Below are 22961 nucleotides of genomic sequence, written 5' to 3' on the forward strand. Positions count from 1 at the left end.
ATAGAGATGGCAAAGAAAAATAAACAAATTGCACGGCTTTCTGGCAGGAGCTTTTTAAACGGAGGCCTGACGCCGCCAAAATTATACCGGGAAGATATTGACGAATTGATTAGACAGCAGGAACGGGAAAAAAAGAAAAAGCAGGCGGTTGGGCTGATCCCGCAGTTTATTCCAAACGACAGGATCGTCACTGATTTAAAAACAGCGGATCTGACTGATGAGGAGTACAATCAGGCGGTACAGATGGCGCAAAAACGCAATCAAATGATGAGTGTGCAGTCTCCGATTCCAAAGGATTTAGACGAATTTGAGAAGTGGTATCAAGATACGTCTGGGATTGATTTGAAGACAACCACGGAAGACGAACAATTGGATATTTATGCGGATCGACACCGTAAGAAAAACGGGGTCGATGTAGATAATATGACCTATGCAGAGGTCTTGAGCGACTACGAGGGATTAAATGATGAAATTTCGGAACTGGAGAAACAAATCTCTCAGCGGCAGACCATAAAAGATCATCCAGTAAATGGTTATGGAAAAACTGCCGAAAAATTTTACGCTAAAAACAGCGAACAACTGGACTTGATACAAAAACGTAAACAAGAATTAGAGCAAAAGAAAGAATTTTACGACGAGATATTGAATGATAAGGACTTTCATAAAAAAGCCTTAGAAACAGATGATGACGGAAAATGGGCAAAAGATAATGTGCCGAATTTTAGTGCCTTAGAATATTTTAATAGTCTATTGGATATTCAGAAAGACCCTACCAAAAGTGAGGAAGAAAAAAATTCTGCGGCAATGAAGCAGATCGTTTGGGGGGTTCTGGCTTCTCCCAAGGTTGCTTTGGGGGAAGACGTTTTGATGTATGCCTTTGTTTCACCGGAAGAGCGAGAAATATATAATTCTATTCACAGCCATTACGGAAAGGAAGAGGCAGAACGATATTTTTCAACGATAAAAGATGATGTGCTGCAGCGGGAAGCCGATTTTATGGTCGATCAGATGATGGAATCGGACAATGGCTGGACAAATAATCCGGTATTTCGGTCGCTGTTTTCCTTTAAATCAAGACATGAGGGCGGATTAAAAGGTTTTCTTCAGGACATTCGCCTTTTATCTGGAGATACAGAGCCAGTAGAAAAATCTGCTTATGAATATGCTTACGATGAAATGCGCCCGCAGCTTACGGGAGTAGAGGGGTTTGCCAACGATCTGGTTGGCGGTCTTGGAAATAATTTGCCGGCTTCTTCAGCGAGTTTAGCCACCTTTCTAGTTACCGGCGGAAACCTTGACGCCGCACAGGCAGTGGGAAGCAGCGTTACTGCTATTCAAGTATTTGGGGAATCATTTAGACAGGCAAAGCAGGAAGAAAAAGCAGACGAAGAGGCTTATTTATATGCCACCTTGGAGGCATTAAAAGAAGCCGGGTTAGAATATGCGATTGGGGGAGATTTGTTCTTTTCCAGCGGTGGGACGTCAAAAGCGCTGAAAAACACAAAAATCGGCTCAAAGGTGATGGAGGCGCTTAAAAATGGGAGTGAAGCCCTTATTAAGAATCCAGTCGCTAGAAGAACGGCGAAAAATGGGCTGGATCTGTTGGTACATGCAGGTGATGAATTTGTAGAAGAAGCAACACAGGAAGCGACAGAACCACTGGTTCGGAATATTGCATTTGGGGAAGAGAATGAGTTTGAGCTTTGGAATGACCAAATTGCATATGCCGGATTGCTGGGCGCCGGGACTTCGGCTGTTCATAACACCGCATACCGTGCCGTAGAAAACAGTTCTATCAAATCCGCGGGGAAACAGATCAAATCTTCCGGGCAGGTACAGGAAGCGGTTCAGGCCGGTTTCAAAGCGGCAGAGGGCGGCAAAGCATGGGAATTGGCGCAGGATATTTCCAAAAAGCAGGCCGCAGGAAAAACACCGTCTGACTATGAGGTGGGGCTGCTTGGCAGCTACCTGCAAGAGGAAAGGACCCAAAAGCAGGCCGCGCCGGAACAGGAAATGGAACTGGAGCCGTCTGAAAATACCGGCGGGGAAATCACCTTAAATCCGGATACCTATGCCCAAACCCAAACGCGGCTGACCGAAATGGGCGTGGACAAACAAGCCGCCGCAGTACAGGCCAAGGCGATTGAACGGCTGAAATTAGGGGATACGTCAGCGATTCATACCATTCTGGAAAGCCCGGAAGCAAAACAGCTGTTAGCCAGGGACACCGGCGTTGTGTTTGGAACCACGCCCGAACAGGGCAGACGGGCAGCCGGGGAAATTGCGGCCCGTGCACAGTCACAGGCAGGCAGGATCCGGCAGGAAATACAGCCTGAACAAGCCGCTTCAACCGTAAGGCAAAACGATCAACAGCAGACAGATACTTCTGCAATGCAGCCAATGGATCATATGACCGAGCGGGAAACGGCGACGGCCATTTTGCCGGCTGAAAGCCCTGCTTTGCAGCCTCAAACAGCGAGCGCTCAACAGGGCTTTGTTCCGGATCCTGTTATGGAGAGCGGACAGTCCGCGCCCCTGAAAACTGTTTCGGAAGTACGCAAGCCGCAGGCTGTTTGGGCGGATTCCGGGGAACCGGTACAGGTGACGGGGATCCAAAGCGCGCAAAACGGGGAATTATATGTTAGGGCGGACAGCGATTCGGGCAGTACCGTTGTACGGGCAAGCGATTTAAGCTACCAAAGCCCGGAGGTGGAGCTTATTTACCAGACAGCCGCCCAGCTTGGCACCAGCGGTGCCAAGGCGTTTGTTTACGGCTACCAGCCGGGAAGCAGCTTTGACAGCTATTACAAAGGATTTATGCGGGCTTATCATGCAGGGACGGCCAACACGCCGTTTGAACAGATTGGCAGCGCCTATACTGCCATACTGCCAAAAGAGACCGCCAGACGGGCCTATTACGCCGGGCAAAACGACCAGACAGAAAGATTTACAAACGCCGGGGAACGTAGTACAATAAAGACAAAACAGGTAAAAGACGTTACTTACACCTATCAGGCTGTGCCAGAGGGGCGGCGGAGCGAAAACGCCGGCACGATTGTGCGGGAGCTGGAGCTGCTGGGTCTTGGCGGGGAAGCGATTGAACCGGGGTTACAGGTGCGGCAGAACGGGAAAATGCGCACTTCACAGGGGGATGCTTCAACGCTAAAGGACGGGCATGTGGTGGTTCGCAACGACACAGACGCCAACCCGAAAAACGCGGCGGCCCATGAGGCGTTTCACGCATGGCGAAACCTGAAACTGCCGGAGGCAAACGCGTATTTTGACGCTGTAACTGACGGGAATATTGATTTTTCCAGCGAAAAATTTCAGGATTTTCTCGCGGAATTTAAAGAAGTCTATTTTACACTAGAAACAGCGGATTTTGAAGTAATAGAAAGCGAAAGATTTCGAGAAGAAATATCCGCTTTTGTCAGCGGGGCTTTGTATGAAAACACCCCTACGGAAATACAGCGCTATGCCCCTATGTTTTATGACTGGGAAATGGTAGAAACCGCGTGGCAAAAAATGATAGAAGCCGGAAAAAGGAGGAAACAAGATGACAGACGAAGAATGGCGTCAGAAGTTACGCAAGCAGATGGAAGCACACAGTGGGAAGAAAATAGAGGACGTTCAACTGACGCCGGAAGAGGAAGCCAAACGGAAAGCCCAATGGCAGGAAACGGTAAAATTGTTGCAGAAAAAACAGGAAGAACGCCGGAGGCTGAAAGAGGAAGACCCAGAAGCATACCGCAAGTTGAAAGAGAAGGAAGACCAGGAAATGAGGGAATATCTGGACAGCGTTCCCTTTTGGGATTAGAAAGTTCTGAAGCGGAAGGGGGCGCCGGAAAAGGGAGGAAACAAGATGGACAAGGACTGGGACGGGATTATGGATCTCAAGGTTTTGAATTGGGAGGAGAAGATTCAGAGAACCCCGGAAGAAGAGGCCCAATGGCAGGAAACGGTGAAATTGTTGCAGAAGGAACAGGAAGAACGCCGGAGGCTGAAAGCGGAAGACCCAGAAGCATACCGCAAGTTGAAAGAGAAGGAAGACCAGGAAATGAGGGAATATACGGACAGCGTTCCCTTTTGGGATTAGAAAGTTCTGAAGCGGAAGGGGGCGCCGGAAAAGGACAACAAGGACAAACCACAGGATTAGCCCAGAACGAAGCGGCTAAAAAGCTAAAAGGTTCGCAGCGGGCTTATCTGCATGTGCTTGGAAAATTATCCAACAGCAGGATCGTATTGGACGACACCATTCAGGGCGGCAGGGCTAACGGATACTATGATCTGGACACAGGAGAAATCCATATCGCGCTGGACGCGGTTGATTCTGCGTATGATTTTGTTGCAAAGCACGAGCTTACCCACCAGCTGCAACAGCTTTCCCCGGAACATTACCGGCAGTACTTTGATCATGTTGTATCCTATTTGAACCAAGCGGAACCGGACGCTTTTGACAAACTGGTGCAAAAGCAACTAGACGGTTACCGGGAAATGGGAAAGAAGATCACCCGCCAGCAGGCCATGGACGAGGTTGTGGCGGACGCTTCCGACGCGTTTTTGCGGGATTCGGCTGCGATCCGGGATTTGGTAAGCCAAAACCGTACCCTTGGGCAGAAAGTTTTAGACGCGATCCGTTCCATGATCCGGAAGATCGACCAGTATTTGCGCACACACAAAACGTTACATACCGACGCGGCCCGGCTTTTAAGCCGCAACAAAAAAGCGTTAGAAGAAGCACAGCGGCTTTGGACAAACGCTTTGTTAAGTGCACAAAAAAATACCGCACAGCAGAAAAGCAGTACGGGTGGCGATGTGCGGTTTAGTATCAGGTATACTACGGATAATACGCCTGTCGTAGTAGTGGAAGACAATATTTTAGACAGTATTCCAAAATCAAAATGGGTACAAACAGTTAAAGATACTATTTCGAACAAATTTTCCACAGGTATCCCGATAAGCGGCAGATTGATTAAGGTTAATAGTATTTCTCGGAGTGAATTTACTAATTCAAAATATAGCAAATATCTTAAAAGCAGTGACGGCACTATTTATCAAGATAAATTCAGATCAGCAAATAATCTTGACGATATTATTCTCGCTTCAACAAACTACATAAACGAAGATTTGAAACATAGTCGAAATGACAAATTTACGGAATTTGCGCGCGGGGATGTATTGATTCGGGTAGGAAGTACAGATTATTCTGCAAAAGTAATAGTTGGATTTACCTCCGGAAAACAAATGGTTTTATATGATATTATTAACTTTGTACCAACTTCTTTAGACATAAAAAATAAGGATAACTCAATAGACTTTGGAAAAAACCGCAATCTAAGAAATGAGTTATCCTTGGATACCAATATACCACAAGAGGACACTGGTGTCAATGATAGTATATCCAAAAATGATAAAAATGTGCGGTTTAGTATCAAGCGTGACGCTGACGGAAGCCGTTACGTTCAAGTTGATGAAGATATTTTAGAAGGTGTTCCCCAAAAAGATTGGACCAAAACTATAAAAACGGTGATGAGCCGACGCTTTTCTAATGGCATTCCTATCAGTGGGCGATTGATTAAAGTAAATAAAATAAGCAAAAATGAATTTACCAATTCTAAAAACACACAGTATTATCGTAAAAATAAGCCAGATGTGTATCAGGATAAGTTGACTGCGGCTGGAAGCCTAGATGAAATTGTTTTGGCTTCAACCGACTATATCAATGAAGACTTAATGCATTCCAGAAAAGATAATTTTAAGCAGTTTGCCCGTGGTAATGTGACAATTCGTGTAGGCAGAAACAAATATGATGCGAAAGTAATTGTTGGCTTTACTTCTGGTAATCAGATGGTGCTATATGATATTGTTGATTTTAAACGAAAAAAAATAGATGCACTGCAAAATACCGTCCAATCACAAAATAAAGTGAAGAACAGTAGCGCCAGTACATCTATTACCACCAATATACCACAAGAGGATACTGGTGTCAATGATAGTATATCCAAAAATGATAAAAATGTGCGGTTTAGTTTAAAAGGCTCTCAGGGGAACCAATACGATTACTCAAAATCATTTGCAGAACAAATTGACGATTATAAGGCGGGGAAAATACCAAAAGGAGATACGCTGGTTGTCGGTTCTACTTCTGATGTGTTCCAAAAGATTGGGTTGAATCCTCTTCCAATGACATATTCTATTGGTCACTTAAAAGATGTGTTGAAAGGAAATAAACCGGATCATAATTTTGGCGAAACAGTTTTAAAACAGCTACCAAATGCAATTAAGAATCCTGTAGCGGTAATCGCTTCTCAAACGCAAAAAAACACAAGCCTTGTCGCGTTGCTTCCGATTCAATACAAAGGCAAAACCATGATAGCTCCCGCATATATTGATGGATTTGGATTTCAAAACGGAATACAGATTGATAGCAATGCAATTACAAGTGTTCACACAAGGGGCAATGCGGTAACAAAGCTGTTAAACGATGCGATTCAAGAGGAAAGAAACGGAAAGACTGCTGTTTATTATTACAATAAAAAAATAGCCGATCCGCTTCTTCACGTCGCCGGGCTACAATTGCCCGGAGGCTTGATACCTCACGGTGGCTATATTCATAGTATACGCGAAAAAGGCTCGCCTGTCAATAACAGGTTAGAGAACGTTACATATTCCCAGCAGTTTAAACGGTGGTTCGGCGATTGGGAAAAACATCCCAATACGGCAAGTAAGGTTGTGAATAAAGACTCAACACCAAGAGTAATGTATCAAGACCTACGTGTTGAAAACAGTGTTAAGAAAAAAGACGGATCAGGATTACGCGCTTTAGGAAAAGGAAATTATTTTACCTCCCAACAGCTTGATGGTTCGGGCGTGATTAAAGCATACCTTGATATTAAAAATCCTTTTGTATATCAACAAGGGGTGTTGGATTTAAAAGCGCAGTTTGCAAATACGTCTCAAATTGACACAACGCACATGAATCATAGTGAATTGCAGCAGGCAATGAAAGATGCAGGGTATGATGGGGTTATCCAGTATACAAGTCATGAAAATATGATTGCAGTTGCGTTCGATTCTACCCAAATCAAATCCGCAACCGACAATATCGGAACATTTGATGGAAACAATCCCGATATTCGCTTCTCCCTGAAAAACGTATCCAAGCTTGATTACGAAACGTTGGTTTCCAAACCGGATATGCTGGTAACAACATTGACCGGGAAAGTACCATTGCGTGATGATGAACGCATTGACAGAACAGAAATTATCAATCAGGGATTGCAGAGTCTGAAAGGTAAAGATAATGGGAAGAATGTGGCTGGTCGGCATTATGTTTATGTAGATGATATTGATGAATATGTGTCGGTAAATAGAAAGGCGATTGAACATGGCTTGTCCCGTAAGGCTGACGCCACTGCAAAAGTAACTCTTCAATTAGGAGATATTTTACAACATGCAATTTATATGAATGAGTTAAATCCCAGAAATGAAAATGTGCTTTCTTCTTATGTATTATTAGGAGTAGCCAATGACAAAGAGGGATTTGTATATCCGGTGCGTTTTGTAGTAAATCAATTTTCTGATTCAGGGTCGGAAATTAGCCAAGTAGAAGTATTGAATGCACTTTATTCTGCAAAGGCAAAAAAAATGAAGCCTGTCGCAAATGCGAGCGCAACAATTGGTAACGATACCAACGTTCCTTCAGACTTCACTATAAGTATAGCAGAACTATTAGACATGGTCAAGGACACTTATCCGGATATTCTGCCTCAATCTGTATTGGATCATTATGGAATAGGACGTCCAAAAGGCGGGCTTTCCAATTCCGTAAAGTTCTCCCTGAAAAACGTATCCAAGCTTGAATCCGAAAATTTGATTGAACGATATACTCAAACAGAGTACAATGATTACGGCTGGGTGGCGGTAAATGAAGTATTGACTCCGTCGGAACTGCGAAAACTAAATACGCAGTTTGCGGATATGCTGCATGGAGAAAAATTTTCGAAGAACAGGGACGGATACTACATCATACCTGTGGGAGAGGAAAACAGACCGCAGAACAGCTTTGTGTTTATTAAGGGTACAATCAGCCACCCGAAAATTTCACAGATTCTTCGGATTGATGTGGAAAATGAAGCAGAATTAGATATTATAAGGAGTGAGTTTAAAAATGGAAACTCTTTCTACGCAAGGAAAATTGTTGAAGACATTTACGGAGAAGAAATTTCTTACTCAATCTATCAAACTTCAGATTTCAGCAATTATAGGGAAATCAAAGCAGAAATCAGTCGCCTGCGCCGAAATGCTGGAAGTAATCGAGGAGTGTCAGACGGAGGAAGAGATCAAAGCGGCAATCTGGGATCATTACAAGATAAGGATCAAGTAACATTCTCCCTGAAAAACGTATCCAAGCTTGATTACGAAACGTTGGTTTCCAAACCGGATATGAAGATTACACCAATCACCTATTCGCAGCAATCAAAGCTAGAAAAAAGTAGATCAGAAATTGTGGATACAGCAGTTAAAAACGCCAGAATGCTGGGAAAAGAAAATCGAAATGGGAATGTTGTGGTACATGTTAAAGATATTGACACAGATATTATTATTTCCAAAGCGGCAATCCGACACGGATTGGACAGACGAAAAGCGATACAAACTCCTATTGTAGAACATATTGGAGAAGTGATTACTAATTCTGTGTTAATAAATGAATTAGCACCCAAAAATCAATATGCAGATAGCAGTTATATTTTGCTCGGAATTGCAAAAATTGATACAGAAAACAATTACTCATTGGTACGTTCCGTTGTTAATCGGTTTACAAATGAATTGGAAACCATGGATGTGCTATACTCTGTAGATATTAAAAAAGAATCGGCTGCTTCTAAAGAAGCCAGAGCTTCAGGTACAAATACCCTACAATCTCTTACCGATTCCACTATTAGTGTAGCAGATTTTCTGAGTATCGTCAAGGACACTTATCCGGATATTCTGCCTCAATCTGTATTGGATCATTATGGAAGGGAACGAACAGAGGGGATTTTTACAAATTCATTAAAGTTCTCCCTGAAAAACGTATCCAAGCTTGAATCCGAAAATTTGATTGAACGATATACTCAAACAGAGTACAATGATTACGGATGGGTGGCGGTAAATGAAGTATTGACTCCGTCGGAACTGCGAAAACTAAATACGCAGTTTGCGGATATGCTGCATGGAGAAAAATTTTCGAAGAACAGGGACGGATACTACATCATACCTGTGGGAGAGGAAAACAGACCGCAGAACAGCTTTGTGTTTATTAAGGGTACAATCAGCCACCCGAAAATTTCACAGATTCTTCGGATTGATGTGGAAAATGAAGCAGAATTAGATATTATAAGGAGTGAGTTTAAAAATGGAAACTCTTTCTACGCAAGGAAAATTGTTGAAGACATTTACGGAGAAGAAATTTCTTACTCAATCTATCAAACTTCAGATTTCAGCAATTATAGGGAAATCAAAGCAGAAATCAGTCGCCTGCGCCGAAATGCTGGAAGTAATCGAGGAGTGTCAGACGGAGGAAGAGATCAAAGCGGCAATCTGGGATCATTACAAGATAAGGATCAAGTAACATTCTCCCTGAAAAACGTATCCAAGCTTGATTACGACAACCTAATCAAAGAAAACAAAAAGCAGAAAGAAATGATTTCGCTGCTGGAAGAACAGTTTCAGGTGACAAAAGGCATAAAATGGGACAAAGCTTCCATTGACCGCACTGCACAGCGCATTTTAAAGCAATATGACAGCACCTATTCTGTACAGGATTTGTCCGAAAACCTGACAAGCCTTTACGGATACCTAAAAAACAACCCGGACACGAATACAGACGAGGTGCACAGCGTTGTAACGGCGATGTCAAAATCGGTTTTGGAGCATTCCCGAAAGCTGGACGACGCCATGTACCAAGAGTACAAGGAGCTGCGCGACCGGATACGGGGGACAAGGCTTACCTTATCCGACGCGGATAAGGCGGATCTTGACCGGGCCGGCGGGTATCACCAATTTAGACGGGACAACTTTGGACGGCTCAATTTGACCAACCAGGGGATCCCGGTAGACGTATTTTACCAAGAACTGCAAACGCTGTACCCAGAGTTTTTTGCCGGGGAAGAGATCGCCCACCCTGCCGACCAGCTGATACGGATTGCCGAAGTGCTGGATACCATCAGGCCGGTATATGTCAACCCTTATGGAATGAACCTAGATGAAGCCGCCGGGGTATTGGCAAACGAGCTGTTGGAATCCTATGTTGATATTCCGCAGGCAAAGCCTACTTACGCGGACCGGGAGCTGCAAAAAAGGAAGAAATTAAAGCTGGAATACCAGAAAAAGATCCGGGAGATCAAAGCAGAGTACAAAGCGAAATACGAGGAAAAGCTCAAAGAGGTAAACCGCCAAAATATCCTGAACATCCGGAAAATTCAGGAGCAGTTAAAGAAAACCGCCGCGGCAGACCGGGAAACGATCAAAAAGCTGGAAAGACAGGTGGAACGGTTAAAGAAATATAACCAAAATATCACCCATGCAAAAACAGCCGCGATGTCGGTTTCTCCTGTAACAAGCGTTTCTGTGCCGGTTAAAAAGTCGGATTCGAGTGTTCCGATGAAGCAGGTTATATCCGAGGCCCCGTCTTATGTGGAAGCTGCCAAACAGTACGGCACGATCCCAAAAGGCGAAAGCCCGGTTCGCGATGTGGCTGTGCCGGCGCAGACCGGGGAAAACGCCAGAGTGCGGCAGTTCGCCAGAACCGCTATAGAAGCGGGCGCAACGCCGGACGGAATGATCTCGGAATTTGAACGGGAAATCCTAAACGGGGCGTTTGATTACAACCCGATCAGCGACAAAACAGCGCAAAGGGAAGCAGAGCTGACCCTTTCCAAAAAGGGGTTTGACGGCGCGCTGAAACAGTGGAAAGGCGCGCTTAAAAACCAAAAAGCGGCCTCCAAGGACGATATTGTGCTTGCGGAGAAGCTGTACGTGCAGGCGGCGAAAGAGGGGAATTACAAGCTTGCCATGGAGCTGGCGGCGGAGATTGCCGAAGAGGGCACCCGCGCCGGGCAAACCGTGCAGGCAATGCGGCTGTTAAACAAGATGTCGGGCGAGGGACAGCTTGTTTATATTGAGCGTACGGTCGACCGAATGAACCAAGATCTGAAAAGCCGCAGAGAAAAGGGGAAAGCTCCTTACCTGGAGATTCCGCAGGAAATGAAAGAAACGCTGCTGCAAAGCAAAACGCGGGAGGAAATTGACCGGGCGGCGGAGGATATTTACCGGCAGTTGGCAAGCCGGCTTCCTGTTACCTTTGCAGATAAATGGAACGCATGGCGGTATTTATCAATGCTTGGAAATCCGCGCACCCATGTGCGCAACCTTACTGGGAACGCCGTGTTCCTGCCGGCGGTTAAGATGAAAAACCTGATTGCTACCGGCTTGGAGCACGTCTACCGGAAAGCGGGCGGAGAGATAGAGCGCACCAAAGCTTTCAGGGCGACAAAAGAGAGCCTTGACTTTGCCAAAAAGGATTATGAAATAATGGCGGATATTATTGCCGGCGGAGGGAAGATGAATCCGTCTGACGTAATCCGTGATTATCAGAAAATATTTCCGTTTAAAACACTGGAAAAAGCGCGGAAATTCAATTTCAATGCATTGGAAGCGGAGGACAGGATCTTCCTGAAGCGATACTATGTTTCCGCGCTGGCAGGATATATGACCGCGAATCAGATTGACCCCAACGCATTTGTTTCCCAGCAAATTTTGGAGCGTGCCAGAAACTACGCGATCCAAGAGGCGCAGAAAGCGACCTACCGGGACGCTTCTAAAGTGGCCGGTATGTTGCAGCATCTATCAAAAACAAACAGTGCGCTTGGCCTTTTGGTGGAAGGGGTTTTGCCATTTAAGAAAACGCCGGTCAACATATTAAAACGCGGGGTGGAATACAGCCCGGCGGGGCTTCTTTATTCCTTGACCATGGGCGCCAAAAAGGTGAAAACAGGAAAGATCACCGCGGCGGAATACATTGACAGCATTGCCTCCGGCCTAAGCGGAACCGTGTTATTTGCTTTGGGCGCGCTGTTACAATCGCTTGGGATTCTGCGGGGCGGCGAGGACGATGACAAAAAGAAAGAACAGTTTGACCGAAACATGGGCTACCAGCCCTATTCTTTGCAGATTGGGGATATTTCTTATACCATTGATTGGCTGGCGCCCTCCTCTTTGCCGTTGTTTGTGGGGGCAAGGGTATTTGAAACGCTGACCGAAGAACAGGAGGACTATTCTGTTTCCAGCTTTGCAGAGGATTTGCAGATGATCGCGGAGCCAGTGTTAAGCCTTTCGATGTTAAGCGGACTAAACGATACCCTTTCTTCTGTATCCTACGGGGATAACGGGATTTCTGACATTGCGGCAAATGTGCTGGCCAGCTATTTTGGCCAAGCGGTGCCCACATTATTTGGACAGGCCGCCAGAACGGTGGACGGAACACGACGGACAACCTACACAGACAAAAATATGGATATTCCGTCCGATCTTCAGTACTTCTTCCAAAAGAATCAAAACAAGATTCCTGCGGCAAGCATGCTTTCCCAGCCTTATATCGACCTTTGGGGGAGAGAGGACACCCAGGAAAACATTTTAATTCGGGCGTTTGAAAATTTTGTAAGTCCCGGTTATCTCAATGCGGTTGAAACTTCGGCTGTGGAACAGGAATTGGTGTTCATTTACGAAGAAACCGGGGACGCGGGAGTATTCCCCTCCAAGGCTGCGAAATATTTTCAAGTAGACGGGCAACGGAAAGATTTGACCGCCCAGGAATACACCATGTTTGCCAAGGCAAAGGGGCAAAAGGCATATTCCTTGCTGTGGGAAATGATGGCGACCCAAGCCTATCGGGAGGCTTCCGCCCAGGAAAAGGCGGAATTGATCGCGGACGTTTATGAATACGCGACGGTTTTTGGAAAAACGCAGGTGTCGGCTTATTCAACCAATGGCTGGAAAGCCAAGGCGTTACAAGCCGATCAAAACGGGGAATCGGTAGTGGAAGTGATCTTAAACAGAAAGCGGGGGTAATCCCCTGTAAAACGGACAGGCGGCCCGAAGAAGGGTCGTCTGTTTTTTTGTGGATTCAAAGGGTGATTTTCTGGGGGGAAGATGATACTTTTAAAGATAGGGAAGTGTACCCTGACTCTTGGGAAAGACCATGAAGAAAAGGAGAACCTTATGAAACACACAAACACAGCGTACCCGCTTTGCTTAACGCTGTTTGACGGCGCTGCAGCACCGGCTGGCACGCCGGCGACAGGGGAAGCGGGAAGCGCGCAGCCGGGCGGCGGGGAGGAGACTTCCTACACCCGGAAAGGAAAACGGGCGAACCCTCTTGCGAATGTCCAATACGGAAAACAGCCGGCAGCTTCCGAAGCTGGGCCAGCGCAAGAGCCACAACACCATGCCGCCGATGGTACTACCACAAAAACAACGTCCAACACCTTGGAGGAACGGAAAGCCGAATTTGAAAAGCTGATCCAGGGGGAATACAAGGACCTGTTTCAGGAAAAGTTTCAGCAAACCTTTGACAAGCGCTTTAAAGACCACAAGGCTTTGGAGCATACCGTAGAACAGCTACAGCCAGTTTTAGAGCTGTTAGGGACAAAATACGGGGTGTCTGACGGGAACATAGACGCGCTTGTTCAGGCGATTGAAGAGGACGACAGCTATTTTGAAGACGAAGCGATGGAACAGGGCGTTACCGTGGAACAGCTAAAGCATATCCGCCAGATTGAACGGGAAAACGCGCAGTTAAGGCAGGCGCAGGAAGAACTGCAAACCAGGCGCAACGCGGAAAAAACCTATTCCCAGTGGATGGCGCAGGCGGAACAGGTGCGGGAGATTTATCCGAATTTTGATTTTTCCACAGAATGCGAGAACCCGAATTTTACCAAGCTTCTGCGCGCAGGGGTGGATGTGAAAGCAGCCTTTGAAGCGGCGCATATGGATGAGATTTTGGGCGGAGCAATGGCTGTTACCGCACAAAAAGTAAGCAGGCAGGTTGTCAACAACATTCAATCCCGCGGCAGGCGCCCATGCGAAAACGGCATTTCCTCTCAGGCTGGGACGATTGTGAAAAACGATGTGAGCAAATTGACCGCCGCCGACCGGCGGGAGATTATCCGGCGGGTAAACCGCGGGGAAAAAATCTCGTTTTAATCGCTCGGAAACAGAAAAAGGAGGAAATTTTTTGAAAAAAATGATCTGGGAAATCCCATTAAATTTACAGTTATTTGCAACAGCTGCAAACACCACAACAAGCTCTGGCGAAGGCAACAACCTGACCGCAGAGATGAAAACCTTTTACAGCGATGTTTTAATTGACAACGCGATCCCAAACCTGGTGCATGACCAGTTTGGCCAGAAACACCCGATCCCGAAAAATGGAGGGAAAACCATTGAGTTTCGGAAATATTCTCCGCTGCCCAAAGCAACCACTCCATTGACAGAAGGGGTGACCCCGGACGGTCAGGCGCTGAACGTTTCCACCGTGACCGCAACTGTCGCGCAGTACGGCGGTTGGATTCAGCTGCCGGACATGCTGCTTTTGACAGCGATTGACAACAACATGGTACAAGCCACCGAATTGTTAGGCGACCAGGCGGGGCGCACCCTGGATACAGTGACCCGCGAGGTGCTAAACGGCGGCACCAGTGTGCAGTACGCGGATGGATCTGTCACTGCGCGTGCAAACCTGACCGCCGACAACAAAATGACGGTAGACTGCATTAAGCGTGCGGCGCGGTTTTTGAAGACCCAGCTTGCCAAGCCGATCGACGGCTATTATGTGGCGATTATCCACCCGGATGTGGCCTATGATTTGACCGAAGATCCGGAATGGAAAGATTGGCACAAATACACCACCCCGGAAGAAAAATTTGAAGGGGAGATCGGAAAGATCGACAAGGTGCGGTTTGTGGAAACGACCGAGGCAAAAATTTTTGCAAAAGCCGGTTCGGACAGCGTTGACGTTTACTCCACCCTGGTGCTGGGCGCCAACGCATACGGCGTTACCGAAGTGACCGGCGGCGGGCTGGAACACATTGTCAAGCAGCTTGGCTCGGCCGGGACTGCCGACCCGTTGAACCAGCGTGCTTCTGTAGGCTGGAAATCCACCAAAACCGCAGAACGTTTGGTGGAAAACTATATGGTACGCATTGAAACTGCTTCCAGCTTTAACAGCGGCGCAAACTAAGATGTTTGAGGCAGGCGGCGGCTGCCCCGTTGCCTGCCCAGTTTATTAGGAGGAAGATCAATGGCAAAAGAAACAGAGCTGGCGCCGGCTCCCATTTCTATGGAAGAGGTGCAAAAACAGATTGACGCCATGCTGCTTGAGGCAGAAAAAAAGGCGCAGGAAATTGTCCGTAAAGCGGGTGAAACGGCTCCAGCCGCCAAAACAGTTTCCAAAGAGATCCAAAAACGGGAAAAGGAATTACAGGAGCCGGTAACCGTGAAACTGTTTAAGGACAATAAAAACTACAAGGACGATGTTTTTGTTGCGGTAAACGGAAGAACGTTTCAAATTAAACGCGGGGTAGAGGTACAGGTGCCGCGATATGTAAAAGAGGTACTGGACCATTCGGTTCAACAGGACGAAGCGACCGCGGCGTTTATTGAATCCAAAGAACGGGAATATGAACGGGAAAGCAAAAAATACCAGTAACAAGAGATTGGGGGATGTGCGGGAAGTATATCCCCCCATTTTTATATGGGAGGTGCTTATTTGACGAGCTATGAAGTAAGCATGGAATTGTGGGACGACAATCATGCGCTACATTTATTTTCTGTACGTGGAGAAGCGGCGGCGCGCACCGTTCATGTCCAGTTAAAAGAACAAGGAAACGCCGTGGATTTAACCGGCAAAGAGGTACGCGTTTATATGCTGACCCCAAACGGGAGCCGGATTTTTTCAAATTGTGTTTTGGAGGACGCAAAAAACGGGAAGCTTTCTTTCCCAATTACCGCAAAGGCGCTGGAGCGCCGGGGCCTAGTAGAATGCGAGCTGTGGATTTCTGAGGACTCCGATATGGTACTGAAGGTGACAGGGCTGAAATTAGAGGTCCGAGAATCCATTATGGATGAAGACGCCATTGAGGGGAGCGATGAATTTTCCGCTTTGGTTGAAATGCTGGGTTCGATGAAACAATGGGAAAGCGAAGAGGAGGCGCGAAAAAAAGCCGAAGCAGAACGGATGTTAGGCGAACAGCAAAGACAGCAGGAGGAAACAGCCCGGCAGGAGGCGGAGGGCTCCCGCGCTGGGGCGGAGGCCGCAAGAGCTGCCGCGGAGGAGGAACGCGCCGCAGAATTTGAGGCGTTACAGGCAGAGTCCCAAGCCGGGGCAGCCTACGCAAAGGAGCAGGGCGACTACGCGAAAGCCCAAGGCGGGTATGCAAAGGAACAGGGCGATTATGCAAAAGAACAGTACGACCGGTTAAAAGACGTTGACCTTGCCCAGCTTCAAACACAGGTGGAAAGCTTGGAAGCAGGCGTATCTGAAGCGGAAAACGGGATTGCGCAGGCAAGGGCGTTTCAGGCAACCAAAGGCAAACCCAACGGTCTTGCCACCTTAGACGGGAACGGGAAACTGGTGGAAAAGACAGGTTTAGCCACTTTGGCTGGAAATGGCAAGCTTTCTTTGGAGGAAGTGCCCAGCGCGAACAGTATGGAGCACTGTAACCTAGGAGTTTCGGAAGAGATTCCCAAAAGTTCAGACCTAAATAACTATACGGCGGCGGGAACCTATCGTTCCCCGACAAAAGGCACATCAGAAACCCTGGTTCATTCCCCAAGAAACGACGGTGGCTTTAAACTGATTGTGACACATAACCAGTCCGGGAACTGGATCAGCCAGATTGCGGTTGCGGAAAGTAAACTTTGGATCAGAAATAGGAATGACAGCGGTACATGGGGCGAATGGGAAAGCGTTTTCATCGAATCCTCGGATTCTTCTACCCAAGCAACGCAAAGAAATCATTTGGGAATGAATAAAGTATTATGGGAGGGAACTTGGTCTAGCGGAAAAATTACAATTCCAAACGCTAACCGATATCGGATATTGCTATTGGCTACAAAAGCCAGAAGTAGCGGCAGTTCTATTGGTACGCTTATTGTAGCGTGCAACTATAATACATGGTTAAGGGGAATAGGCGGCTATTCCACGGCAACACCAACTATGACCCATTATTATTTCAATGCTCAAAGTGACAGTGATACATCGAACACCTTTAATTTTATTGAGTGTACTGCACAAAGAAATGACGGAACAAATACTACTGAATTATCAGTAGCCGCTATTTACGGCGTAGTATAAAAGGGGGACCACAATGCAGATACAAGTAACAGACGGATACATCACCGGGTATGCGACGGTAGGCGGATTCCCGGACGGGATAGAGGTACCGGGCAGCTTTTTGGAAGAACTGGAGCCGGAGAAAATCGGGTATTACAAATATGAGGGCGGGAAGGCCATATTAGATGAGGAAAAATATGCAGCTTATCTGGCTGAGAAGGAACAGGGAGAGGCCTCCCAGTCTGAATATATCCCTAGCGAACAGGAATCTATGATTGTCATGGTGAAAGCGATGTTACCAACCATGGAAATCAAAGACGATAATACAAAACTGACTGTTTCGGGCTTGTATGAAGTCTGGGCGCCGGGGAAATATGAGGTTGGGGAGATCCGCAACTGGTACGACCAGACCTGGGAATGCTTCCAGGCGCATGATAATGCGGTGTACCCGGACATCAAGCCGGATAATCCAGCATGGTTTACTTTCTGGAGGCCATTGCACGGGAAGACGAAAAAAACGGCCCGGCCGTTCGTGCCCGTGCAGGGGGCGCATGATATGTACCATACCGGGGAATACGCCTGGTATGAGGGATTTTTGTATGAGTGCGTACAGGATACGAACTTCTCCCCAAAAGAATACCCGCAGGGGTGGAAAAGCGAGGAATAGCATTGGCAACAGATTTGATATTGTCCGCTTTCGGGATCATGCTGACCGCCGTAATGGGATATGCGGTGTGGCTGTTAAAGGAGCAGAAACGGGAAAAACAGATAGAAAACAAAAAACGGGACGCGAACTCACAGGGGACAAGGCTGATCTTGTTTTACATGCTCCAACGGTTGCATACTGAGTACAAGCTTCAGGGATTTGTGACTTACAATCAGCGCCGGTCCTTTCGGGAGATCTATGACGCCTACCATGCGTTGGGAGGAAACGGGTTCGGCACCGCGATGTGGGAAGAGGTGAAAGAACTGGACTTGAAAAACGAAGAGGTAGGGCTTTCAACCTATGCAAAAGCGTATTTGGAGGAAAAGGAACAGTCCGCAAGAGAAAGGAAGTAGATACATATGAGCATTAACTGGAGAGTAAGGCTGAAAAATAAGACGTTTTGGCTGTCGCTGATCCCGGCCGTATTATTACTGGTTCAGGTAATAGCGGCGGTGTTTGGGTACACGCTGGATTTAGGGGAACTGGGAAACAAGCTGTTAGCCGTTGTAAACGCGTTATTTGCGGTGTTGTCTGTCCTAGGGGTAGTAACCGACCCAACCACAAAAGGCGTGTCTGACAGCACGCAGGCTTTGTCTTATGAGGAACCAAAGGAGGGTTAAGCGATGAGCAACAGCAAATTAGTATCATACACCAAAATTTCCCCCAACAAAAACCCGAGAAAAAATTCAACCTATAACCCGACAGGGAAAATCACAAAGATTACAATTCATCATATGGCGGGAAACCTTTCCGTAGAAAGCTGCGGGAACGTGTTCCAGACAAGGGAAGCAAGCGCCAATTACGGCATTGATTCAAATGGCAGGGTAGGAATGTATGTAGAGGAAAAGGACCGTTCTTGGGCTTCTTCCAGCCGGGAAAATGATTATAAAGCTGTTACGATCGAGGTGGCGAACGACGGCGGGGCGGATACAGATTGGCATGTATCGGACAAGGCTTTAGCCAAACTCATTGATTTATGTGTGGACATCTGCCAGAGAAATGGGATTGATAGGCTGACCTACACCGGGGACAGCAAAGGGAACCTGACCCGGCACAATATGTTTGCTGCTACCACCTGCCCGGGGCCGTACCTGCAAGGGAAGTTTCCGTACATCGCGGAGGAGGTCAACAAGCGCCTAGGCGCGGACAAGCCCTTGTACCGGGTGAGGAAGTCGTGGAAGGAAGCTTCTTCCCAGCTAGGGGCGTTTGAAAAGTTAGACAACGCGAAAGCCATGGCGGACAAAAACAAGGGATATACCGTATTTGACGAAAACGGGAAGGAAGTGTATTCTACAGCCCCCAAAAGCACCAAGATCAACGTGATCTACTGCGTACAAGCAAACGGAAGATGGCTGCCGGAGGTAAAGAACCTCGAGGACTACGCGGGGAATGACAACCAGCCGATCACAGCCCTGATGGTAAAAGTGGACAAGGGCAAGATCAAATACCGGGTACACTTGGCAAAAGAAAACCGCTGGCTGAACTGGATCACTGGATACAACAAAAACGACTTTAAAAATGGTTATGCCGGGAATGGGAAAGGCCACCCGATCGACGGCGTTCAGGTTTACTTCTACACACCGGACGATGTGCGCCCGTACCAGCAGGCATATTACCGGGTGTCCGAAGTGGGGCGTTCCGGGTATCTGCACTGGATTGAAGATACCAGCACCGCCAATGGGTCTGACGGTTATGCGGGCAATCTGAACGGGAAAGCCATTGACAGGATCCAGATTCAAATTAAAGAGAGATAGCAAAAGTAATGCCGCTGAGGAATAACCCCAGCGGCGTTTTTTATTGGTTTTCTAAAAGGGTATTGACGCAGATCAGCATGTCCTTGGCATACTTGGAGCCGGTCGAGATACAGCACTCAAAAAAATCTTCCTTTTGGCACTGCTGGCATGGAACCAGCATGTGTTTAAACGGGCATTCCTGGAAAGTCAATGGATTCCCTGCGCCATATAAAAGCTGTCCGCTTGGGACACCAAGAGAATCCGCGATCCGCCAAAGTGTGCAGTAGCTGATATTATTTCTTCCTGTTTCGATCTGCCACATATAAGACACACTGACGTCAGACTGATAGGCCAGTTGCTCGATCGTCATATCTTTATAAAGCCGACACCCGCGGATCAGTTTCCCTAAATTCTTCATCTTTGGGTCGATTTCATTTGGATTTGGTTTTCTTTTCTTCATCATTTCCCATTCTCCTCTGCTTCTACAGAATATTCCATTTTTTACCTTATTTCAACAAGTATTTATTACCATAGTTATATTATGCGTAATAAAGTAATAGTTGTTGAGTATAAGGATTCTAATGTGATTACAAAAATGTATATATAATTTGTATGGGATTTGGTTGTAATGCAGCAGGAATCGTGGGCTGTAGGATCATTGATTCGCCGCGGGAACGGCTGATTGCAATGATTACTAACTCCCTGGTTCCTTGCAACGGAAGGTTTCCTACGTTGGTTTCGCTGATCACTATGTTTTTTGTTGGGGTAGCGGCCAGCCCGTGGAACAGTTTCCTTTCCACACTGATCTTAACAGGGGTCATCCTGCTGGGAATCATATTGACCTTTTTGGTGTCGCGAGTACTTTCCTCCACGATCTTAAAGGGGATCCCTTCTTCCTTTACACTGGAACTTCCGCCGTATCGTTGTCCACAGATCGGGAAGGTGTTGGTCCGTTCTGTCTTTGACCGGACGTTGTTCGTGTTGGGAAGAGCAGTTTCTGTTGCGGCGCCGGCAGGCCTTATTATCTGGCTGATGGCGAATATCACGATAGGGGACGCTACTCTTCTGACCCATTGCTCCGATTTTTTGGATCCGTTTGCCCGTTTATTTGGGCTGGATGGCGTGATATTGCTTGCCTTTATTTTGGGATTCCCGGCAAATGAGATTGTGGTACCGATCATGATTATGACCTATCTGGCAAGCGGGAGTCTGACTGATATGTCCAATTTGGGAGAACTAAAAAATCTATTGGTAGAAAACGGCTGGACGTGGCTGACGGCAGTTTGTACAATGCTATTCTGTCTGATGCATTGGCCCTGCTCTACCACCTGTCTGACGATTCGTAAGGAATCGCAGAGCACGAAATGGACGCTGGTCTCTTTTCTTGTTCCTACTTGTTTAGGGCTGGCAATCTGTTTTATTGTTGCGACGACGGCCCGTCTCTTTGGGCTTGCTTAAAAAAGCTTGCTGTCTGTTAAGACAGCAAGCTTTTTATCTTGACAGGACCAATTTTTTCCGTTAAAGTGGAAGAAAAGGGGGAGACATCATGGGACAACGTTTTGTAACAAATTTTATGATCAACCGCTCCGAAGAATTTGTATGGTCGGTGACACAGGATTTCTTTGCGAAAGAAGGTTTCCAGCTGACCGAGTATAAGGGGGAGCAGGTCTGGAAAAAGGGGAACGGCTGGTTTACTGGTCCACAGTTTATGAAAGTGGAATATGGGAATGGCCAAGTGCATTTAGAGGCTTGGATGAAGTTTGCGATCCTGCCGGGCGTTTACTGTGGGGAATTTGGGATTGACGGCGCGCTGTTTTTCGCAGTAAAAGCGCATTTAAGGACCCGGGTCGACGCTTTGATTCGATTGTTGATGCAGCCGATAGGGATGAGCCGGCCGCAGATGGTGCAGCCGCCGGTAAATAACAATACTTCTGCTGTGCCGCCAATGGCTTGGCAGGGACAGCCTGTCCCACCGATACAGCCATACCAGTCAATGCCGCAGATGCCGGCCCGTGATCCAAAGGGCCAGGCGGTAGCATCTCTGGTCTTAGGACTGGTAGGGATTATCGCATGGGTCATACCGCTGTTTGGCTATCCGGTTTGTATCATTGGTATGATCATGGGCGGAATGGGGATAAAATCCTCCAAAAGAGGATTGGCGGTTGCCGGGCTTGTGCTGAGCATTTTATTTTTAGTTGCTACGCTGATCAATAGTATTCTTGGAGTGCTGATTATGTCCGGAAGCTATTATCTTTAACATAATCTTTGAAAAAATCGAGAGCCTTTCCATATGGAAAGGCTCTTTTTTTCGCTTCCCCGCATAAAATATAGAAAACATTGTTTGAGGAGAAACGCTATGCCGATTATTTACTTAAGCCCTTCCACACAGGAATGGAACCTGTACCTGAATGGGGGCACCGAAGAATATTACATGAATTTGATCGCAGACGCCATGGTTCCATATCTGCGGTCTTGCGGGATCCAGTATACCCGCAACACGCCGAATATGACTGCCGCTTCTTCGATCAGGGCTTCTAATGCCGGGCGGTATGACCTTCATCTTGCGCTGCATTCCAATGCCTCCCCAGAATCCAGTGCGGGACAAAACAGGGGCAGCGAGGTATACTATGCGGCCGGAAGCCGGAACGGGAAACGGGCGGCGGAAATCATTGCCAACAACTTGAAAAAGATCTATCCGTATCCGGAAAAGGTGCGTGCATTGACAACAAACTATCTGGGAGAGGTGACAAAGACCAGGGCTCCGGCAGTTTTGATAGAGTTCGCCTACCATGACAATCAGGAGGATATGGACTGGATCGTCAACAATATTCAGGCGATCGCCGCCAATGTGGTACAGTCCTTGACCGAATACTTCGGGATTCCGTTTATTCTACCACAGCAGCCTGTGGTAGGGGTCGTAACAACGCAGAGAACAAGCTTAAATATCCGCAGTAAGCCTTCTATTACAGCACCGATTATCGGGCAGGTAGGCCGCGGATACCGGGTCACAGTTTATGGGACCTGGGAAGACTGGTATGTGATCGACAGCAGCGGTGTTGTTGGGTACGCAAACAGCAGGTACATTACTTTATAAAGCAAAAAAGCGGCTTTGCACTGACGCAAAGCCGCTTTTTTTAGAGAAGTTATT

Annotated in this window: 12 protein-coding genes and 1 pseudogene; 12 read left to right on the plus strand and 1 reads right to left on the minus strand. The window is 47.0% G+C overall.

What is annotated here, in order from left to right; translation table 11 throughout:
* Nucleotides 1–6: 6 nt before the first annotated feature.
* The 9 genes from CIB36_RS11370 to CIB36_RS11410 all read left to right on the plus strand — a co-directional run bounded on the left by CIB36_RS11370 (nucleotide 7) and on the right by CIB36_RS11410 (nucleotide 19834).
* A complete protein-coding gene (locus tag CIB36_RS11370) occupies nucleotides 7–13110 on the plus strand; it encodes a MuF-C-terminal domain-containing protein (protein ID WP_093989654.1) in 13104 nt (4367 codons plus the stop codon).
* Between the two features lie 150 nt (nucleotides 13111–13260).
* On the plus strand, nucleotides 13261–14244 hold the full coding sequence (locus tag CIB36_RS11375) for a hypothetical protein (protein WP_093989655.1): 984 nt from the start codon (nucleotides 13261–13263) through the stop codon (nucleotides 14242–14244).
* A gap of 40 nt (nucleotides 14245–14284) precedes the next feature.
* Nucleotides 14285–15280, plus strand: coding sequence for a N4-gp56 family major capsid protein (locus CIB36_RS11380; RefSeq protein WP_093990021.1), 996 nt, complete (start codon nucleotides 14285–14287; stop codon nucleotides 15278–15280).
* 60 nt (nucleotides 15281–15340) lie between these two features.
* On the plus strand, nucleotides 15341–15748 hold the full coding sequence (locus tag CIB36_RS13550; protein WP_229408241.1) for a hypothetical protein: 408 nt from the start codon (nucleotides 15341–15343) through the stop codon (nucleotides 15746–15748).
* Between the two features lie 60 nt (nucleotides 15749–15808).
* The gene (locus CIB36_RS11390) at nucleotides 15809–17395 is read left to right on the plus strand and encodes a BppU family phage baseplate upper protein (protein ID WP_158662678.1); all 1587 of its coding nucleotides are present in this window, start codon (nucleotides 15809–15811) and stop codon (nucleotides 17393–17395) included.
* A 13-nt stretch (nucleotides 17396–17408) separates the two neighbouring features.
* Complete coding sequence (locus CIB36_RS11395) at nucleotides 17409–18041, plus strand: DUF2977 domain-containing protein (protein ID WP_093989657.1); 633 nt, start codon at nucleotides 17409–17411, stop codon at nucleotides 18039–18041.
* A 2-nt stretch (nucleotides 18042–18043) separates the two neighbouring features.
* Entirely contained in the window at nucleotides 18044–18433 is a 390-nt protein-coding gene (locus CIB36_RS11400; RefSeq protein WP_187536923.1) for a hypothetical protein, read from the plus strand.
* A 6-nt stretch (nucleotides 18434–18439) separates the two neighbouring features.
* Entirely contained in the window at nucleotides 18440–18700 is a 261-nt protein-coding gene (locus CIB36_RS11405; protein ID WP_093988787.1) for a phage holin, read from the plus strand.
* Between the two features lie 3 nt (nucleotides 18701–18703).
* Nucleotides 18704–19834 carry a peptidoglycan recognition protein family protein gene (locus CIB36_RS11410; protein ID WP_093989658.1) on the plus strand — a complete coding sequence of 377 codons (1131 nt, stop codon included), beginning with the start codon at nucleotides 18704–18706 and terminating at the stop codon, nucleotides 19832–19834.
* A 40-nt stretch (nucleotides 19835–19874) separates the two neighbouring features.
* Here the strand turns inward: CIB36_RS11410 and CIB36_RS11415 are convergent, their stop codons facing one another.
* Entirely contained in the window at nucleotides 19875–20276 is a 402-nt protein-coding gene (locus tag CIB36_RS11415) for a helix-turn-helix domain-containing protein (protein WP_093989659.1), read from the minus strand.
* A 143-nt stretch (nucleotides 20277–20419) separates the two neighbouring features.
* Between CIB36_RS11415 and CIB36_RS11420 the strand changes: the two are divergent.
* The 3 genes and pseudogenes from CIB36_RS11420 to CIB36_RS11430 form a co-directional block, all read left to right on the plus strand.
* A pseudogene (locus CIB36_RS11420) lies at nucleotides 20420–21271 on the plus strand (nucleoside recognition domain-containing protein); the annotation flags it as partial.
* Between the two features lie 88 nt (nucleotides 21272–21359).
* A complete protein-coding gene (locus CIB36_RS13555) occupies nucleotides 21360–22070 on the plus strand; it encodes a hypothetical protein (RefSeq protein ID WP_229408242.1) in 711 nt (236 codons plus the stop codon).
* A gap of 99 nt (nucleotides 22071–22169) precedes the next feature.
* A complete protein-coding gene (locus tag CIB36_RS11430; protein ID WP_093989661.1) occupies nucleotides 22170–22907 on the plus strand; it encodes an N-acetylmuramoyl-L-alanine amidase in 738 nt (245 codons plus the stop codon).
* The last annotated feature ends 54 nt before the right edge of the window (nucleotides 22908–22961 follow it).

Origin of the sequence: Massiliimalia timonensis, from assembly GCF_900186585.1 — a bacterium.
Classification (GTDB): Bacteria; Bacillota; Clostridia; order Oscillospirales; family Ruminococcaceae; genus Massiliimalia; species Massiliimalia timonensis.